The organism is Pseudomonas sp. BGA-UO-ETr-WB11 (assembly GCF_059567785.1).
On the sequence record NZ_JCAQOS010000003.1, the window covers coordinates 1 to 17,970 of the forward strand.

Consider the following 17,970-nt stretch of genomic DNA (forward strand, 5'->3'; position numbering starts at 1 on the left):
ATTCATCGCCGATGGTAGTGTGGGGTTTCCCCATGTGAGAGTAGGTCATCGTCAAGCTTCTACACCAAACCCCTGATCATCGTAAGATGGTCGGGGGTTTGTCTTTGCGCGAAGAAAAGTTCTGATTGACGTTATATGTGCTTATTAAAGTGGTTATTGTGGGCGTATCGGTGCATATAAGCGCCAGTTAGAACGTTGGAGAGGCTCTGAAAAATGATTTTTCGGTCGCGGAACGCGATGAGACACGCTAAATACTGGCGCTGAGTCGGTCCTGCCGGTGAACTCTGCAGACTAAGATGAGCGTTTCGACAGGCTAAAAGCAAAAAAGGCCCCAAGCTTGCGCTTGGGGCCTTTTTGTATGTGGTGCACCAGACGGGATTCGAACCCATGACCCCTGCCTTCGGAGGGCAGTACTCTATCCAGCTGAGCTACTGGTGCAGTGCGGCCGCCATCATACGCATCTAGCGGGTGTGCGTCCATGGTGGATATATCGTTCATGATATTGAACGAAAGTCGTATGCTTGGCGCAATGGGCTTGATAAAACGGTGTATTCAGATTGTTTTGTTAATTTTTCTGCACAGGCTATTGCCCTTTATCGCCGCGGACTCTAGGATTCGTTTGAGATTTCAAACGCTTTGGCCGGCAAAGCGCGAACAGCATAAGGAACTATCGTTTCTGGGTGTTCGGCGCAGAGCTTGGTCCATCCAGGCGCAATCATATGCGCGAGCAATCCCGACTGTAGCACTCATCGCGCGGTCGACTGATTAACACCGCTCAGTGCGCTGCGCTGAGCTCAAGGAGACCGCTATGCAATTGAAAGACGCTCGGCTGTTCCGCCAGCAGGCATACATCGAAGGTACCTGGCTGGATGCGGACAGTGGCCTGACCATCAAGGTGAACAACCCGGCCACCAATGAAATCATTGGTACCGTGCCGAAGATGGGTGCTGCGGAAACCCGCCGCGCCATCGAAGCGGCCGAACGTGCCTTGCCGGCCTGGCGTGCCCTGACCGCTAAAGAGCGTGCTACCAAGCTGCGTCGCTGGTTTGAACTGATGATGGAAAACCAGGACGACCTCGGCCGCCTGATGACCATGGAGCAAGGCAAGCCACTGGCCGAAGCCAAGGGCGAAATCGCTTACGCCGCCTCTTTCATCGAATGGTTTGCCGAAGAAGGCAAGCGCATCTATGGCGACATCATTCCAGGCCACCAACCGGACAAGCGTCTGCTGGTCATGAAGCAGCCAATCGGTGTGACCGCCGCGATTACCCCGTGGAACTTCCCGTCCGCGATGATCACCCGTAAAGCCGGCCCGGCCCTGGCTGCCGGTTGCACAATGGTGATCAAGCCAGCCAGCCAGACGCCGTTCTCGGCGCTGGCGCTGATGGAGCTGGCCGAACGTGCTGGTATTCCGAAAGGCGTGCTCAGCGTGGTGACCGGCAGCGCAGGCGACATCGGCAGCGAGCTGACCGGCAACCCGCTGGTACGCAAACTGTCCTTCACCGGCTCGACCGAAATTGGTCGTCAGCTGATGCAGGAATGCGCCAAGGACATCAAGAAAGTTTCTCTGGAGCTGGGCGGCAACGCTCCGTTCATCGTGTTTGACGATGCTGACCTCGATGCCGCCGTCGATGGCGCGCTGGCGTCCAAGTACCGCAACGCCGGCCAGACCTGCGTCTGCGCCAACCGTCTGTACGTGCAGGACGGTGTTTACGACGCTTTCGCCGCCAAGCTGCAAGCTGCTGTGGCCAAGTTGAAGATCGGTAACGGCCTGGAAGATGGCATCACCACCGGCCCGCTGATTGACGAAAAAGCAGTGGCCAAGGTGCAGGAGCACATCGCTGATGCAGTGAGCAAAGGCGCACGCGTTATCGCCGGCGGCAATGCTCTGGGTGGCAACTTCTTCGAGCCGACCATTCTGGTCGATGTGCCGAAGAACGCAGCCGTGGCCAAGGAAGAAACCTTCGGTCCGCTGGCCCCACTGTTCCGCTTCAAAGACGAAGCCGATGTGATTGCCCAGTCCAACGACACCGAGTTCGGTCTAGCCTCGTACTTCTATGCACGTGATCTGGGTCGTGTATTCCGCGTCGCAGAAGCACTGGAATACGGCATCGTTGGCGTTAACACCGGGATCATTTCCACCGAAGTGGCGCCGTTCGGCGGCATCAAGGCCTCGGGCCTGGGCCGTGAAGGTTCCAAGTACGGCATCGAAGATTATCTGGAAATCAAATACGTCTGCCTCGGCGGTATCTGATTCGGTTGCCAGCCCTGCCCGAGTACTCGGCGGGGCTGGCTTCAATACACAACGACATTGCGTAACCTGGCTCGGCAGTCGAGCCAACGAGGATCATCATGACCAGCAAAACTAACGAAGCCATCCTGAAACGCCGTGCCGCAGCTGTTCCGCGCGGTGTTGGGCAGATCCACCCGGTTGTCGCCGAGCGCGCCGAAAACGCCACCGTCTGGGACGTTGAAGGCCGTGAGTACATCGACTTCGCCGGCGGTATCGCGGTACTGAACACCGGTCACCTGCACCCGAAAGTGGTTGCCGCTGTGCAAGAGCAGCTGACCAAGCTGTCGCACACCTGCTTCCAGGTGCTGGCCTACGAGCCCTACATCGAGCTCTGCGAAGAAATCGCCAAGCGCGTACCGGGCGACTTCGCCAAGAAGACTCTGCTGGTCACCTCCGGCTCCGAAGCCGTTGAGAACGCCGTAAAAATCGCCCGTGCCGCCACTGGCCGTGCTGGCGTGATCGCCTTCACCGGCGCCTACCACGGCCGCACCATGATGACCCTGGGTCTGACCGGTAAAGTCGTCCCTTACTCGGCCGGCATGGGCCTGATGCCAGGCGGCATCTTCCGTGCGCTGGCTCCGTGCGAGCTGCATGGCGTGAGCGAAGACGAGTCGATCGCCAGCATCGAACGCATCTTCAAGAACGATGCACAGCCGAGCGACATCGCGGCCATCATCATCGAGCCAGTGCAGGGTGAAGGCGGTTTCTACACCAACTCTCCAGCCTTTATGAAGCGCCTGCGTGCCCTGTGTGACCAGCACGGCATCCTGCTGATCGCTGACGAAGTACAGACTGGCGCTGGCCGCACCGGTACCTTCTTCGCCACCGAACAACTGGGCGTGATTCCGGACCTGACCACCTTCGCCAAATCGGTCGGCGGCGGCTTCCCGATCTCTGGCGTGTGCGGCAAGGCGGAAATCATGGACGCCATCGCTCCGGGTGGCCTGGGCGGCACTTACGCCGGCAGCCCGATTGCCTGCGCAGCGGCTCTGGCCGTATTGAAAGTGTTTGACGAAGAGAAGCTGCTGGAGCGCTCCAGCGCTCTGGGCGAGCGCGTTAAAGCTGGTTTGCGCGCCATTCAGGCCAAGCACAAGGTCATAGGCGACGTCCGTGGCCTGGGTTCGATGATTGCTATCGAGCTGTTCGAAGGCGGCGACGTGCACAAGCCTGCTGCTGAACTGGTCGGCAAGATCGTGGTTCGCGCTCGCGAAAAAGGCCTGATCCTGCTGTCGTGCGGCACCTACTACAACGTCATCCGCTTCCTGATGCCGGTCACCATTCCTGATGCACAGTTGGACAAAGGCCTGGCCATTGTCGCTGAGTGCTTCGACGAACTCGCCTAAGGCTCACCAGTCAGGCGTTTTTAAGACCCGCTTCGGCGGGTCTTTTTTTGCCTGGGTTTTAGTGCTGGCCCGGTGACGGCCTCGGCCATGTACGCCAGGCTAGCGTGCAGGTCCACGGAGTTAGGCATGTCATCAGTTCCCACGTTTCCCTCGTCCAACTTGGCTGTCTGGCGGCATGCCTTTCGCCTGCGCACGCTGCCGCTAGCGGCTGCCTGCATCTTGCTCGGCAGTGGCTTGGCGGGTTTGCAGGGCGGCGGCAGTTGGCGCATCGGCCTGCTGGCGTTGCTGACCACCTTCTTGTTGCAGATCCTCGCCAACCTGGCCAATGACTATGGCGACACCTTGCATGGCGCCGATGGCCCCTTGCGTATCGGTCCGCCGCGGGCGATGCAACAAGGTTGGATACAACCCGCGGCGATGCGTCGGGCGATTGCTCTGTGCGGGCTGCTGGCGGCGCTGAGTGGGGCTGCGCTGTTGCTCCTGGCGTGGCCGGCCATGGCAGACTGGGGGCGCTGGCTTTGGCCGTTGGCAGGGCTGTTGGCGATTGCCGCGGCGCTGGCTTATACCTTGGGGCCGCGGCCGTATGCTTATGCCGGTCTGGGCGATTTGGCCGTGCTGGTGTTTTTCGGCTTGCTCGGAACTCTCGGCAGTTATGCGTTGCAGGCGCCCGTCGCACCGCAGTGGCCATGGTGGCCGGCGCTGGCGTTGGGCTTGCTGAGTGTCGGCGTGCTCAACCTCAATAATCTGCGCGACTGGCAGGCCGATGCGGCAGCGGGCAAACGCACGCTGGTGGTGCGTCTTGGCGTGCGCAGCGGCCGTCGCTATCAACTGTTCTTGCTGCTCGGGGCTGATGCCCTCTGGGCGCTGCAGGCCTTTCTGCAGGACGGGTGCTGGGTCTGGCTGGCGTTGCTGTTGCTGCCGGTCCATGTTCGCGCCTGGCAGCGCCTAGGCTGGCTGCCGGAGGCTGAGCTGGATGCTGAGTTGCCGTGGTTGGCCAAGCTGACGCTGTTGCAAGTGGGGCTGTTTGTCTTCGGTGCCTGGCTGGACAGCGGTATGGCTTTTTAGGGCTTTAGTCGATGGCTTGGCTGCTGCCTGTCGCCAGTGCTTCGGCCTGGGCGGTGGCACGGCCGTCGGCCAGGTGTTCCAGGGGGCGGGGCTGGTCGATAAAATAGCCTTGGGCGAAATCAATGCCCAATTCCCGCAGGCAGTCGAGGGTGGCTTGGGTCTCGACGAACTCGGCCACGGTCTTCAGGCCGAGTTGCTCGGCTATCTGTTGCATTGAGCGCACCATGGTCTGGTTGATCGGATCGTGCTCGATACCGCTGATAAAACTGCCGTCGATCTTCAACAGGTCCAGCGGTAAATGGCGCAGGTAGGCGTAGGAGGCAAAGCCGCTGCCGAAGTCATCGAGGGCAACCTTGAGGCCTTGCTCGCGCAGTTGGGCGATCCATTCGGAGGACACACCCAGCTCTCCAAGTGCCACCATTTCCGTCACTTCAATGCACAGTTTGCTGGCCGGCAGTTGCTGGCGGGCCAGCATGTCCTTGAGCAACTGGTGAACTTCGCTGTCCAGCAGTGATGAGGCGCTGAGGTTGAGGTTGACCTGGGCCAACTGCTGCAGATGCCGGGGGTTTTGCGCCATCCAGTCGAACAGGCGGCGGATCACCCAGCGATCAATGGCGCCGAGAAAACCGTAGCGTTCTGCCGCGGTAAGAAACTGCCCCGGTGCAATCCAATCGCCGGTTTGCGGGTCGCGATAGCGCAGCAGGATTTCATAGTGCCAGCCTTCCTGGGCGTGCTGCAGGGGCAGCACTGGCTGGAAGAACAGTTCGAAGTGTTGCTGTTCAATGGCGGCGCGCAAGCGGGTGATCCACTGCAGCTGGCGTTGGTGTTCGAGCAGGGCGCCATCGGCCTGGTTGAAGCGGTGTACGCGATTGCGCCCATGGTTCTTCGCCCGTTGGCTGGCGTTGTCGGCCCAGTTCAGGGCGGTTTCCCAGTCGCTGACGCCGGAGTCCAGCTCCAAGAGACCGATGCTCACGTACAGGCGAAACGGTCGACCTTGCCAGGTAAAGACAAACTGCTCGACACAGGCTCGCAGGTGCTCGGCATGGGCCATGGCCGCAGCGGTCTCCACTTCACGCAGCAGCACGGCAAATTCGTCGCCACCGATGCGCGCCAGTTCGGCATGACGCGGCAGGTGATGCTGCAGGTGCAGGGCCAGTTGGCGCAGCAACTGGTCGCCTGCGGAGTGGCCACAGAGGTCGTTGACCTGCTTGAACTGGTCCAGGTCGAGGTACAGCAAGTGGCTGTAGCGACGCCGCTCGGGGTGGCTCAGCGACTCTTGCAGCAGGCGCTCCAGCTCGCGACGGTTGAGCAGGCCGGTGAGTGAATCGTGGCTGGCCAGGGTTTGCAGGTGTTCCTGGTGGGCATGGCGCTCGCTGATGTCGACGACGATGGCTTCGATGCTGTTTTGGTCCGGCAGCAGGTACAGCGACAGGTACACCCAAAGGGCATTGCCGTGGTGATCGTGGATCTGGCATTCGCCGCAGGCGGTCGGATGGCTGTCGCTGAGCTGCAGCAGCAGGTGATTCCAGTCCGCGGCTTTCAGCAGGCTCTGGATCGGCAGGCCGACCAGGCTGAGTTGTCGGGTGGTGCGGCCGAGCAGGCGCATAAAGCTCGGGTTGGCTTCGAGGATGGCGCCCTCGCGGGTGCAGCGCACGATGCCTTCGGCAGCATTATTGAACAGTGCCTGGTAGCGCTGCAGATTACCGATGGCTTGTTGCTGGCTGCCCAGCAGGTCGATGCGCACCTGCTCCAGCTGCATGGCGCTGAGGATGCCAAACATAAAGAAGCTGATGGCGGGCAGGTAAATGCTCAGCTCATTGAGTAGCGGCACATTTGGCAACACGCCCATGCGGCTCAGCGGCAGGATGATCATCAGCAGGAACACCGCTGACCACAACAGCAGCAACGGCTTGGCGAATGGCCGGCGCTGCTTGACGCCATAGAGGGTGATGCTGAGCTGGAACACGCCATTGAGGAGGAATATGACGTTGATCAGCTGCTGCTGGCGATAGTCATTGATGCCCAGCACCGCCGGCGCCGCGCACAGGCCGATGATCAGAAACAGGCTATTGCGCAGGTAGAGCAGCAGCGGTTCACGCAGCGCCAGCAGGTTGCAGATAAACAGCGTGCTGAAGATCAGCGTGGCGGCACCCGCTAGATTCAGCAAGATGGTTGGCAGCGCCGGGTAGTGTGGCCATAACAGGTTTATCGGGCCAAGAATGGCGCTGTAATACACTGTGGCGCTCAGCAGGGTGGCGCAGTAGTAGCCCAGCTGCCGGTTGCGCAGCGTGCTGAATTTGGCCAGGTGGAACAACGCCATGATCAGCAGGGCGCCGCAGATCAAGCCGCTTTTCAGCCAGCTGCGAACCAGCAGTTGCTTACTGCTGGTGGCAGAGACGAGGGCCAGTGGCAGGTTGAGGGCGCTGCTGCTGCTGACGCGCAGGAGCACGTCAACGCGCTCGGCCTCCAGCGCCGGCAACGGCAGGATAAAGTTCGGATAAGGCTCGCTGCGGGCGCTGAACGGCTGAAGGTCACCGGCCTGGGCGGCTGCTAGCAGTGCTGCGGGTGGGCTCGATTCAGGCGCACTGACCCACAGCTGGGCGTTGTCGACAAAGGGGTTGTCGATCACCAGTGACAGGGCTTCGCGGCCGGGGTTGTTGAGGCTAAAGGCGATCCACCAAGTGCTGCCGGAATAGCCCAGGCGTGGGTTGCCCTGTTGCCGCACGCCGCCGCTACGCAGTTGGGCCATTGCGTGGGCGGCATCAAGGCTGGCATCGGGGTCTTCCAGTACCTGGCTGTGCAGCAGCGCAATCGGCTGCTGCAGGTTGGCTGAGTCTATGCTGAGGCTGGGCAGCGCGGCATGTGCTTGGGCCCCAACCATCAGCAACAGGGCTAGCAGCAGGCCAAGTAGGGGGCGCGACGACGTCATGGACGAAACCTCGGGGCAGAAAATGCTGCGCCTGAGCTTCTAGATGAGCTGTTCGCGGATATCCGAGGCGCATTGAAATTCTAGTCGAAACAGGATTTGCTGCCGGGCCTGTTGCACATTGCGTGTTTCGCGCAGGCCCTGGATGGGATCAGCCGCGCCCCTTGTATGACCTTTGTCGTGCCTGTGCTGCCCGCGGCTCTGGTGGTGACGCGGTAGGCGTGCTCGAATGCAGGTGCGCCCGAGCAGTTACTTGCCGTTGTGCTCAATTCAAAGAGGTTTGCCGATGCGTTCCGCTTATCTTCGTCATCCCCAAGCGTGCCTGCTGCACGGGCTTGGCCTGATCATTCTGATGACGGTTTATCAACAGGGGCAGATGCCGCTGCATCTGAGCATCCCGGCGTATCTGCTGCTGGCCCTATGGCCCTGGTTCGGTCCCTGGCAGCGTCCCGCCGAGGATGCGCCACCACCGGACGCCGCGGTGGCAGCATTCAGCGCGGTGCGCCAGAGTCTCGCGCGCAGTACCGACGACAATGCCTTGGTGGCGGCTCAGCAGGCGGTTGCCGTGGCCCAGTTGGCGGATCAATTGCACCTGCAGTTGCAGGTATTGGCGCACCTGCGCCAGGGCGCCGAGGCGCTCGGCGACAGTGAATTGCCGAGTGCCCAGCGCGCCGAGCAGGGCCTGACGCTAGTCAGTGCCGTGCGCGAGCAGAGTGCGCAGGGCCAGGGCAGTCTGCAGCAAGCCTTGAGCACCTTGCAGCAACTCAGTGCTGAGGCCGATGCCGGCCGCGAGCTGATGGCGGGATTGAGCAGCAGTACCGAGCAGATCGAAAAGGTCACTCAAGTGATTCAGTCGATTGCCAGCCAAACCAACTTGCTGGCACTGAATGCAGCGATCGAAGCCGCGCGGGCTGGAGATGACGGCCGCGGTTTTGCCGTGGTCGCCGACGAGGTGCGCAACCTGGCCAAGCGCACGGCCACTGCGACCGAGGAAGTCACCCAGATCGTTGCCGATATTCGCCAGCGCAGTCAGGCCGCTGGTGCACGCATCGAGGCGCAAAACCTGGCGCAGGCCAAGGCGTCCTCGCAGCTTGAGCAGAGCGGTCAGCAACTGGCTGGGATTACCGCCCTGGCCGCCACGCTGGAGGCGCACGTGGTGCAGTTTGGCGCCGGCAGTCAGGCTCATCAGCAGCAACTCGCCAGTCTGGTGGCCGGCCTTGAGCGGCTGCATGACGATGTTCAGGACAGCGAAGCGCAGACCCGGCAACTGACGCTGGCCGCCGAACAATTGTTGCTGCAGTCCGAGCGCGTCAGCCAGCAACTGGCCGACGCTAATCCCGGTGCTGTTCCAGGGACGCCAGCGGCTTAAGCCTGGGCGGCTTGCTGCAGGCGCGGCAGGTCGAGGATTTCGATTTCGCCGTAGGTCAGCTGCACAATGCCTTGGGCTTGCAGCTCCTTGAGGATCTGGTTGGTGGTCTGGCGGGAGATGGCCAGCATCAGCGCCAGTTGTTCCTGCGGCAGTTGCAGCACGCGCCGCGAATGGCTGCTTTCCCCATAACCTTCGGCCATTTGCAGCAGGCGCCTGGCCAGGCGTGGTGCTGCCGGCAGCAGGCTCATGTCTTCCAGCGCAATAAACGCCAGGCGCAGTTTCTGGCTGAGCAGCAGGGCAAAGTCGCGCCAGTGCTGCGGCTCTGCGCTGAGCAGGCGCTGCAGGCTGGCCTGGGGGATGTGCAGCAAGGTCACCGGGCCTTCGGCGCTGGCGTCGTGGGTGCGTGGCTGATTGTCGAACAGTGAGATTTCGCCAAACCAGTTGGGTGCTTCCACCAGGGTCAGCAGCGCCTCCTTGCCGGCCGGGTTGACCGCGCCAATGCGCATGGCCCCGCTTAGTACGGCATACAGGCCGCAGGGCGGGTCGCCGCGGCGAAACAGGCTCTGGCCGGCACTCAGCTGGCGCAGGCTGGCAGCGTGCAGCAGAGCGTCCTGCAGGGCGACGGGTAAACCGTTGAACCAGTAACCGCCGAGCAGGCGCGTACGTTGGGTGTGGGCATCGTGCATGGTCATTCCGCGAGTTTGTCGCCTGGCTGACAGAGCTGGCGGCCGCTGGCTGGGCATCATGGTGGGCCCATGGCCTTTGCGGATAACTATAATGAAAACCCTGACTGACCACCTGGCGCAATACGCCGCGTATCACCGTGATCGGCGCAATATCGCCACCCATTTCATCGGCATTCCCCTGATCGTCCTGGCCGTCGCGGTGTTGTTGTCGCGGCCGGGGGCGGCGCTGTGGGGCCTGTGGTGTTCGCCCGCGTTGCTCACCGCCATCGCGGCGGGGCTGTTCTATTGCCGTCTCGACCTGCGCTTTGGCGCGGTGATGAGCGGTCTGCTGGGGCTCAGTCTGTGGCTCGCTGCCGATCTGGCGCAAAGTTCTACGAGTGTGTGGCTAGGCTGGGGCCTGGGGCTTTTCGTGCTGGGTTGGATCATCCAGTTTGTAGGCCACTACTACGAGGGGCGTAAGCCGGCGTTCGTCGATGACATTATGGGCCTGGCCGTTGGTCCGCTGTTTGTGGTGGCCGAGCTCGGATTCCTTCTGGGCTTGCGTGACGACGTGCGCCGCGCTGTCGAGGAGCGTGCCGGCCCCACCTGCCTGCGCAATCTGACGGCGCGCAAGCTGCCGCAGTAGCGCCGCGGTTGTCCGCCCTGTGTCGCGATCTGCAGCGATCAGGGCGGACAAACTGGTTGATCTGGGTCTATATCCCCCTACATCTATCGAAAAGCAGTCGGGACATTTGTGCCTTGCTCGGAGATAATGAGTGAACGCTTGTTCTGGTGACGGCGTTTTCCTTTCCAAGAGGCCATTCATCCATGTGGTACAACGGTTTGCTCGACCTTTCGGCGTGGCAATTGCTGGCAGTGACCTTGCTGATAACGCACGTGACCATCGTCAGCGTGACGGTCTACCTGCATCGTTATTCGGCGCACCGCGCGCTGGAGCTGCACCCTGCGCTCAAGCACTTTTTCCGTTTCTGGCTGTGGCTGACCACGGCGCAGAACACCCGCGAGTGGACGGCCATCCACCGCAAACACCACGCCAAATGCGAAACCGTGGATGACCCCCACAGCCCGGTGATCAAGGGCCTGCGCACCGTGCTGTTGACCGGTGCCGAGCTGTACCGCGCCGAGGCCGAAAACCCGGAAACCCTGCGCATCTACGGCAAGAATTGCCCGGAAGACTGGGTTGAACGTAACGTCTATTCGCGCTTCCCGGTCGGCGGCATCGCCATTATGGCGGTCATCGACCTGGCCCTGTTCGGCGTGCTCGGCATGACCGTTTGGGCCGTGCAGATGATGTGGATTCCAGTGTGGGCGGCGGGCGTGGTCAATGGCCTGGGCCATGCCATCGGCTACCGCAACTTCGAATGCCGCGACGCAGCGACCAACCTGTCGCCTTGGGGCATCATCATCGGCGGTGAAGAGCTGCACAACAATCACCACACCTACCCGAACTCGGCCAAGCTGTCGGTCAAGCCGTGGGAGTTCGACATGGGCTGGGCCTGGATTCAGCTGTTCAGCTTCTTCGGTCTGGCCAAGGTGCAGCGTGTAGCGCCAATCGCCCACCGGGTTGCCGGCAAAGGCAATCTGGACATGGACACCGCCATGGCGATCCTCAACAACCGCTTCCAGATCATGGCTCAGTACCGCAAGTTGGTGATCGCGCCGCTGGTCAAACAGGAGCTGGGCAAGGCCGACGCCTCCGTGCGCCATCACTTCCGTCGGGCCAAGGCCCTGCTGTCGCGGGAAACCAGCCTGCTCGACGAAACCCACCAGGCCCGCATCCAGCGTCTGTTGGAAGAGAGCCAAGCGCTGAAGGTGATTTACGAAAAGCGTATCGCCCTGCAGCAGATCTGGGTCAAGACCAGCAGCAACGGTCACGAGATGCTCGACGCCATTAAACAGTGGGTCAGTGATGCTGAGGCCAGTGGCATCCAGTCGCTGCGCGAGTTTGCTGAACAGCTCAAGACCTACTCGCTGCGCCCAGCCAACGCCTGATCGGCCTCGCTGACTAAAACCCGCCCGTGTTCGCACCGGCGGGTTTTTTGTTGGCGATTTATCGAGCGCTGGCGCCACGTTGTAGGAGCGGCTTCAGCCGCGAATTTGGCGGATACCTCCGCGCCTACAGCAGCTCAGTGCATAAGGCGGACATAGCCTTTTTGTTGTCTGGGATTGCGGCCGATTACGCCGCTGGGTGGCGCCAGCTGGCGAGCAGGGCTGGCAGTTCGGCGAGGTTGCGGATTTCCCCGTCGGCCCGCGGCGCATCGCCCCAGGGCTTGCCCAGCGGGTTGAACCACACGGCGCGCAGGCCGGCGGCGAGGGCGCCGGCGATATCGTCAATGGGATGGTCGCCGATGTGTACGGCGTGCTCGGCGGCTACGCCGGCGCGCGCCAGGGCGTGCTGGAACGGCAGCGGATCGGGTTTGCCGATGCCCAGCTCCTCGGCACACAAGGCGAACTGGAAATAGTCGGCCAGGCCGAGGCGGCGCACGTCGGCGTTGCCGTTGGTGATCACCCCCAGTTGGTAGTGATTGGCCAGGTGCTCAAGGGTTGGGTGCACCTCGGCAAACAGGCTGACCTGGTGGCGCGCTTCGAGAAATATCTGGAACCCAGCTTCGGCCAGTTGCTCGGCCTCATGGCCGGAATAACCGGCCTCCTGCAGCGCCAACAGAAGAATGCCTCGCCGCAGCGCGCTGAGGCGATGCTTGAGGCCTGGCTCGGCCGCCAGCAGGCGGGCACGGATCGCCCACAGGTGTTCGATGGGCACGCCGCCGAGTTGCGGCGCATGGGTGGCCAGCCAGTCGCGCAGGGTGCTTTCCGCGCTGTGCATCACGGAGGCGACGTCCCACAGGGTGTCGTCGAGGTCGAAGGTGATCAGTTGAATCGTCATTCGTCACTGCTCGTGCGGCGTTTGGCCCGAGGGTGGGCGCTGTCGTAAACCGTGGCCAGGTGCTGGAAGTCCAGGTGGGTGTAGATCTGCGTGGTGGCGATGTCGGCATGGCCAAGCAGTTCCTGTACGGCGCGTAGGTCCTGGGAGGATTCCAGCAGATGGCTGGCAAAGCTGTGGCGGAGCATGTGCGGGTGCAGGTGCTGGCCCAGTTCGCGCACGCCGGCCTGGCGCATGCGCAGTTGGATGGCGCGCGGCCCCAGGCGGCGGCCCTGCTGGCTGATAAACAGCGCGTCATCCAGCGGGTTGGCCAGGGCGCGCAACGGCAACCAGAGTTCCAGCGCCTCGCGGGCTTTGCTGCCAACTGGCACTACACGCATCTTGTTGCCCTTGCCGCGCACGTTCACCAGGCCGTCGGCGAGGTCAAGCTGGTCGGTGTTCAGGTTCACCAGTTCGGCCAGGCGCAGGCCGCTGGAATAGCAGAGTTCCAGCAGGGCCTGGTCGCGGTGGCCGAGGAAGTCGTCTTCGACGTTGCCATCCAGCAGCTGTTTGGCGCGGTCGGCATCCAGCGTTTTCGGCAGGCGTCGTTCACCCTTCGGTGGCGTCAGGCCATTGGCCGGATCGTGGCTGCACAGGCCTTGGCGATTGAGGTACTGGTAGAAGCCGCGCACCGCCGAGAGCAGACGCGCCAGGCTTTTGCCGCTCAGACCCTGCTGGTGCAGGCGGGCGATCAGGCGGCGCAGGCGTGGCGTGTCGAGTACGCGCCAGTCGGCGAGCTGCTCTTGCTGGCAATAATCGAGGACCTTACGCAGGTCCAGGCGATAGGCGCTGAAGGTGTGCGGTGACACCTGGCGTTCGCAGCGCAATTGTTCGAGGTAGGCGTCGAGCGGGCTGTGCATGGTGGGCCTGACCTCTAGCTGGCTGTTGAAAAACTACCTACGTGGCCATCGCAGCGTTAAAAACAGGCCGGGACGCGGCGTCTCAAAATGCTCATTTACAGCTCGTAAACTCCGCTTTTTCGCCTGCTTTTGCCTTGCGCTGGCTGCCTCGGCTACGTTTTTCAACGGCCTGCTAGCTGACGGCCCGAAAGCGGCCAGCGGCGCGCGACAGAATTTAGCGGACGGAGCGGAGCGGTGTGGCGAAGCGCGGCAGCACGCGGGCCAGCACTTCGGCGATGTAGCTAAGAAACAGAGTGCCCAAAGAGCTTTTGTAGTGCTGCGGATCGGGGCTGCCGATGGCCAGCACGCCATGCAGGCCCTGGAACGACAGCGCGACCACGGCCGCCGAGCCTACGCTGTCGCGCTCCTCGTCACCGAACAGGAACGCCAGTTCGTGGCTGCGCAGCACGCCGCACAAGGTTTTGCCGCCGGCCAGCAGGCCGCCGATGGCCTGGTGGGCCTCGGCGCTGCTGACCCAGCGGCCGACTGGCATGGGGGCTTCGCTGAACAGAATAAGGCTGACAAAGGGCACCTGGAACTCACGGCGCAGGCTGTCTTCCACGGCGCTGACTACTTCTTCCAGGCTGGTCGCATCCAGCAGGTCGAGCACTAGGCGGCGGGTTTTGTCGAACAGGCGGTCGTTGTCGCGGGCCACATCCATCAGTTGCGACAGGCGATGGCGCATCTCGATATTGCGCTCGCGCAGCAGGCGCACCTGCCTCTCCACCAGCGACACGGCATCGCCCGGCTGGTGCGGGATGCGCATTTCGCCGAGCAGCTCGTCACGTTCGACGAAGAACTCCGGGTGAGCGTGCAGATAGCTGGCCACCTGCTCGGCGGTCAGCGCGGGCAGCTCGGCGGATTGCGGCGGATCCTGGCGTTGTTCGGTCATGGCTGCTGCTCGGTCATCGACGTGGCGAGGAAAAAAGCGAAACCGGATGGTAGGGGCTGTTCCCGTTTCATCGCAAGCCGCGTTGTGGCGAGAACAGACCCAGGCCCGGCGGCATTACAGCCGCACTTGGCCTTCATACACGCGCATCGCCGGCCCGGTCATCATAACGGGCTGGCCGGGGCCTGCCCACTCGATGGATAAACGCCCGCCCGGCAGTTCGATCTGCACTGGCGAGTCCATCCAGCCTTGGCTGATTGCTGCCACTGCTGCCGCGCAGGCGCCGGTGCCGCAGGCCTGGGTTTCCCCGGCACCGCGCTCCCAGACGCGCAGCTTGGCATGCTGGCGATCAAGCACCTGAATAAAGCCGACATTCACTCGCTTGGGAAAGCGCGGGTGGTGTTCCAACTTCGCCCCCAGGCTGTGCACCGGCGCACTGTCGACATCGTCGACGCGCAGCACCGCGTGCGGGTTGCCCATGGACACGGCGGCCAGAGCGATGAGCTGACCGTCGACTTCAACGTCATAGCTGAGCGCCTGGGCGTCGGCGACGAACGGAATCTCGGCCGGCTGCAGGCGCGGCGGGCCCATGTTGACGCCGATCTGGCCGTCATTACGGATATCCAGCTCGATGATGCCGCCCTTGGTTTCCACCCGCAGCTGGCGTTTTACCGTCAGGCGCTTGTCCAGCACATAGCGGGCGAAGCAGCGCGCGCCATTACCGCATTGCTCCACTTCGGTGCCGTCGCAATTGAAGATGCGATAACGGAAGTCCACATCCGGGTTGCTCGGCGGCTCGACGATCAGCAACTGATCGAAGCCGACGCCAGTGTGGCGGTCGCCCCACTGCTTGGCGTGCTTGGGCTGGATATGCGCGTGCTGGCTGATCAGGTCGAGGACCATGAAGTCGTTGCCCAGGCCGTGCATCTTGGTAAAGCGCAATAGCATGGCTTTATCCTTGCGCGGCAGGCGGCAGCAGGCTTTCGCCAGCGAACAGTTCCTGCACGCTTTCGCGGCGGCGGACTTCGAAGCTCTGCGCACCGTCCACCAGCACCTCGGCGGCGCGGCCGCGGGTGTTGTAGTTGGAACTCATGACGAAGCCGTAAGCGCCCGCCGAGCGAATGGCCAGCAGGTCGCCTTCTTCCAGGGCCAGTTCGCGGCCCTTGGCCAGGAAGTCGCCGGTTTCGCAGATCGGCCCGACGATGTCATAGGGGCGCGCCACGGCGTCGCGCGGCTGCACGGCCACCACGTCCATCCAGGCTTGGTACAGGGCTGGGCGGATCAGGTCGTTCATCGCCGCATCGACGATGGCGAAGTCTTTGTGTTCGGTGTGCTTGAGGTACTCGACGCGGGTCAGCAGCACGCCGGCATTGGCGACGATCGAGCGACCCGGCTCAAACACCAGGGCCAGGCTGCGACCGGCAATTCGCTCGCGCACGGCGGCGATGTAGTCGCCGGCCAGCGGCGGTTGCTCGTCACGGTATTGCACGCCCAGGCCGCCACCGAGGTCGAGGTGACGGATGTGGATGTCGCGCGCGGCCAGGCGGTCAATCAGCGCCAGCAGGCGGTCGAGGGCGTCAAGGAACGGCGGCAAGGTGGTCAACTGCGAGCCGATATGGCAATCGACACCCAGCACCTGCAGGTTCGGCAGGGCGGCGGCGCGGGTATACACAGCTTCGGCATCGCTGATGGCGATGCCGAACTTGTTTTCTTTCAGACCCGTGGAGATGTACGGGTGGGTGCCGGCATCGACGTCCGGGTTGACCCGTAGCGAGACTGGCGCCTGTACGCCCAGTTCGGCGGCGACCAGTTGCAGGCGCTCCAGCTCGTCGGTGGACTCGACGTTGAAGCAGTGCACGCCCACTTCCAGGGCGCGGCGCATGTCATCGCGGCTCTTGCCAACGCCGGAGAAAACGATCTTTTCTGGTTTGCCACCGGCGGCCAGTACGCGCTCCAGTTCACCGCGGGAAACGATGTCGAAGCCAGCGCCGAGGCGGGCCAGGACATTCAGCACGCCGAGGTTGGAGTTGGCTTTGACGGCAAAGCACACCAGGTGCTCGATGCCCTGCAGGGCGTCGGCATAGGCACGGTACTGGGCCTCGATGTGGGCGCGCGAATAGACGTAAGTCGGCGTGCCGAAGCGCTCGGCAATGGCGGACAGGGCCACGCCCTCCGCGAACAGCTGGCCGTCGCGGCTGGTAAAAGCTTGCATGGAAACCCCCGAAATCAGTAGACGTCTTTTTCGTGCTGCTTGGCGGCTTTTTCATCATCCGGGTGGTACAGCGGGCCTTTCTGGCCGCAGCCGGCGAGTGCTGCCGAGAGCACAACAAGAGCAACTAGGGGAAGCAGCAGGCGCTTCATGGCAAAATCCTTGTCAAAGCAGTAATTGCGCCGGAGTATACCGGCCCCCCGGCGCCTTGCCTATGCGCCGCGGCTCCCGTCCGGCGGGGCTTTTGGCGTGTCGCCGGGGTCTGCTAGGGTGGTTACCTATGGCCTGGCTACACAGGTCAACCTTGGAGTCTGCATGTCCAGTCCCACGCCGCTTGCCGGTTCTGTTTCGGTGGCCTACCTGCAGGGCCTGCTCGATTACCTCGGGCGCCAGGGCCTAGACCCGGCCGCCTTGTTGGCGCTGGTGCAGCTGGAGCCGGCGATTCTGGCCCAGCGCGAGCAGCGCATCGCTGCCAGTACCTACCTGCAATTGCTGGGTCACGGCCTGCGTTTGAGCGGCGATCAAAACCTCGGTCTGCACTTGGGCGAAGCGGTGCGCCCCGGTTATTACGGTGTGCTCGGTTACCTGATCATGAGTTGCGCGACCCTCGGCGATGCCCTGCACCGGCAAGCCCGTTATGCGGTGCTGGTGGGTAGCCTTGGTCAGGTCGAACTGCTCGATGAGCCGCCCCGTCCCGGCCTGGAAGCCCAGGTGGCGCACCGCTGGCAGCCGTTGTTACCGCAACTGCAGCGGCATTGCAGCGAAGAAACCCTGGCTGCCTGGGTGTCCTTCGGGCGCTGGGTCAGCGGGCTCGACAGCGAGCCCAGTGAAGTGCGCTTTCAACACCCTGCGCCGGCGGATATCAGCGAGCACCTGCGCATCTTTCGCTGCCCGGTGCTGTTCGACCAGGCCGACAATGCCCTGGTTTATCCCAAACGCTTGCTCAGCACGCCCCTAGGCCAGGCCGATGCCGAGATGCGGCGGATGCTGGATGCCTATGCCGAACGGCAGCTGGCGGTGATCCGTCAGGGTGACAGCGTGCTGGAGCGGGCGCGCACCCTGTTGGCCACGCAACTGGACCGCGAGGGTGTTGATCTGGAGCGCCTGGCCGCCGGGTTGGCCCTCAGTCCGCGGACTTTGCAGCGGCGTCTGCGCGAGGCCGGTTTAAGCTTCAGTCAACTGGTGGACGAGACACGCCAGCAGTTGGTGCTGCATTATCTGCGCGATCCGGCGCTGGAGCTGGCTGATATCGCCTTTCTGGTCGGCTTCAGCGAGGCCGGTTCGCTGGCCCGCGCCTTCCGGCGCTGGACCGGGCAGAGCCCGGGCGATTTCCGTCGCGGCCTGCTGGCCAAGGCGATTCACTGAAAGATC

The 17,970-nt window shown here is 62.8% G+C and carries 15 protein-coding genes and 1 tRNA gene; 7 read left to right on the plus strand and 9 right to left on the minus strand.

Features of this window, described 5'->3' with window-relative positions:
• Nucleotides 1–361: 361 nt before the first annotated feature.
• Nucleotides 362–438: transfer RNA gene (locus AC56DI_RS01450), tRNA-Arg, on the minus strand.
• A gap of 370 nt (nucleotides 439–808) precedes the next feature.
• Here AC56DI_RS01450 and gabD point away from each other — a divergent pair.
• From gabD to menA, 3 genes are all read left to right on the plus strand, one after another.
• Complete coding sequence (gene gabD, locus AC56DI_RS01455; RefSeq protein ID WP_496344624.1) at nucleotides 809–2,254, plus strand: NADP-dependent succinate-semialdehyde dehydrogenase; 1,446 nt, start codon at nucleotides 809–811, stop codon at nucleotides 2,252–2,254.
• 98 nt (nucleotides 2,255–2,352) lie between these two features.
• The gene (gene gabT, locus AC56DI_RS01460) at nucleotides 2,353–3,636 is read left to right on the plus strand and encodes a 4-aminobutyrate--2-oxoglutarate transaminase (RefSeq protein ID WP_496344625.1); all 1,284 of its coding nucleotides are present in this window, start codon (nucleotides 2,353–2,355) and stop codon (nucleotides 3,634–3,636) included.
• A gap of 126 nt (nucleotides 3,637–3,762) precedes the next feature.
• A complete protein-coding gene (gene menA / locus AC56DI_RS01465) occupies nucleotides 3,763–4,701 on the plus strand; it encodes a 1,4-dihydroxy-2-naphthoate octaprenyltransferase (RefSeq protein ID WP_496344626.1) in 939 nt (312 codons plus the stop codon).
• A gap of 4 nt (nucleotides 4,702–4,705) precedes the next feature.
• Here the strand turns inward: menA and AC56DI_RS01470 are convergent, their stop codons facing one another.
• Nucleotides 4,706–7,630 carry an EAL domain-containing protein gene (locus tag AC56DI_RS01470; protein WP_496344627.1) on the minus strand — a complete coding sequence of 975 codons (2,925 nt, stop codon included), beginning with the start codon at nucleotides 7,628–7,630 and terminating at the stop codon, nucleotides 4,706–4,708.
• Nucleotides 7,631–8,003: 373 nt separating this feature from the next.
• Here AC56DI_RS01470 and AC56DI_RS01475 point away from each other — a divergent pair, with 373 nt between their 5' ends.
• Nucleotides 8,004–8,996, plus strand: coding sequence for a methyl-accepting chemotaxis protein (locus AC56DI_RS01475; protein ID WP_496344900.1), 993 nt, complete (start codon nucleotides 8,004–8,006; stop codon nucleotides 8,994–8,996).
• Here the strand turns inward: AC56DI_RS01475 and AC56DI_RS01480 are convergent.
• Entirely contained in the window at nucleotides 8,993–9,682 is a 690-nt protein-coding gene (locus tag AC56DI_RS01480) for a Crp/Fnr family transcriptional regulator (RefSeq protein ID WP_496344628.1), read from the minus strand. The two genes, AC56DI_RS01475 and AC56DI_RS01480, sit on opposite strands and share 4 nt — an antisense overlap.
• 91 nt (nucleotides 9,683–9,773) lie before the next feature.
• Here AC56DI_RS01480 and AC56DI_RS01485 point away from each other — a divergent pair, with 91 nt between their 5' ends.
• Both AC56DI_RS01485 and desA read left to right on the plus strand, forming a co-directional pair.
• Nucleotides 9,774–10,307 (plus strand): Mpo1 family 2-hydroxy fatty acid dioxygenase, encoded by a 534-nt coding sequence (locus AC56DI_RS01485; protein WP_496344629.1) that lies wholly within the window; start codon nucleotides 9,774–9,776, stop codon nucleotides 10,305–10,307.
• Nucleotides 10,308–10,489: 182 nt separating this feature from the next.
• Entirely contained in the window at nucleotides 10,490–11,674 is a 1,185-nt protein-coding gene (desA, locus tag AC56DI_RS01490; protein WP_496344630.1) for a delta-9 fatty acid desaturase DesA, read from the plus strand.
• 184 nt (nucleotides 11,675–11,858) lie between these two features.
• Here the strand turns inward: desA and AC56DI_RS01495 are convergent, their stop codons facing one another.
• The 6 genes from AC56DI_RS01495 to lptM form a co-directional block, all read right to left on the minus strand.
• Nucleotides 11,859–12,566: an HAD family hydrolase gene (locus tag AC56DI_RS01495; RefSeq protein WP_496344631.1), complete on the minus strand. Its 708-nt coding sequence runs from the start codon at nucleotides 12,564–12,566 to the stop codon at nucleotides 11,859–11,861.
• A complete protein-coding gene (xerC, locus tag AC56DI_RS01500) occupies nucleotides 12,563–13,462 on the minus strand; it encodes a tyrosine recombinase XerC (RefSeq protein ID WP_496344632.1) in 900 nt (299 codons plus the stop codon). Before xerC ends, AC56DI_RS01495 begins: the two co-directional genes overlap by 4 nt.
• Nucleotides 13,463–13,676: 214 nt before the next feature.
• Nucleotides 13,677–14,393 carry a DUF484 family protein gene (locus tag AC56DI_RS01505; RefSeq protein WP_496344633.1) on the minus strand — a complete coding sequence of 239 codons (717 nt, stop codon included), beginning with the start codon at nucleotides 14,391–14,393 and terminating at the stop codon, nucleotides 13,677–13,679.
• Between the two features lie 114 nt (nucleotides 14,394–14,507).
• Nucleotides 14,508–15,338 (minus strand): diaminopimelate epimerase, encoded by an 831-nt coding sequence (dapF, locus tag AC56DI_RS01510; protein ID WP_496344634.1) that lies wholly within the window; start codon nucleotides 15,336–15,338, stop codon nucleotides 14,508–14,510.
• A 4-nt stretch (nucleotides 15,339–15,342) separates the two neighbouring features.
• Nucleotides 15,343–16,602, minus strand: coding sequence for a diaminopimelate decarboxylase (gene lysA, locus AC56DI_RS01515; protein WP_496344635.1), 1,260 nt, complete (start codon nucleotides 16,600–16,602; stop codon nucleotides 15,343–15,345).
• Nucleotides 16,603–16,616: 14 nt separating this feature from the next.
• Complete coding sequence (lptM, locus tag AC56DI_RS01520) at nucleotides 16,617–16,751, minus strand: LPS translocon maturation chaperone LptM (RefSeq protein WP_324519148.1); 135 nt, start codon at nucleotides 16,749–16,751, stop codon at nucleotides 16,617–16,619.
• 163 nt (nucleotides 16,752–16,914) lie between these two features.
• Between lptM and AC56DI_RS01525 the strand changes: the two genes are divergently transcribed.
• Nucleotides 16,915–17,964, plus strand: a complete 1,050-nt coding sequence (locus tag AC56DI_RS01525; RefSeq protein ID WP_496344636.1) for an AraC family transcriptional regulator — start codon at nucleotides 16,915–16,917, stop codon at nucleotides 17,962–17,964.
• Nucleotides 17,965–17,970 lie beyond the last annotated feature (6 nt).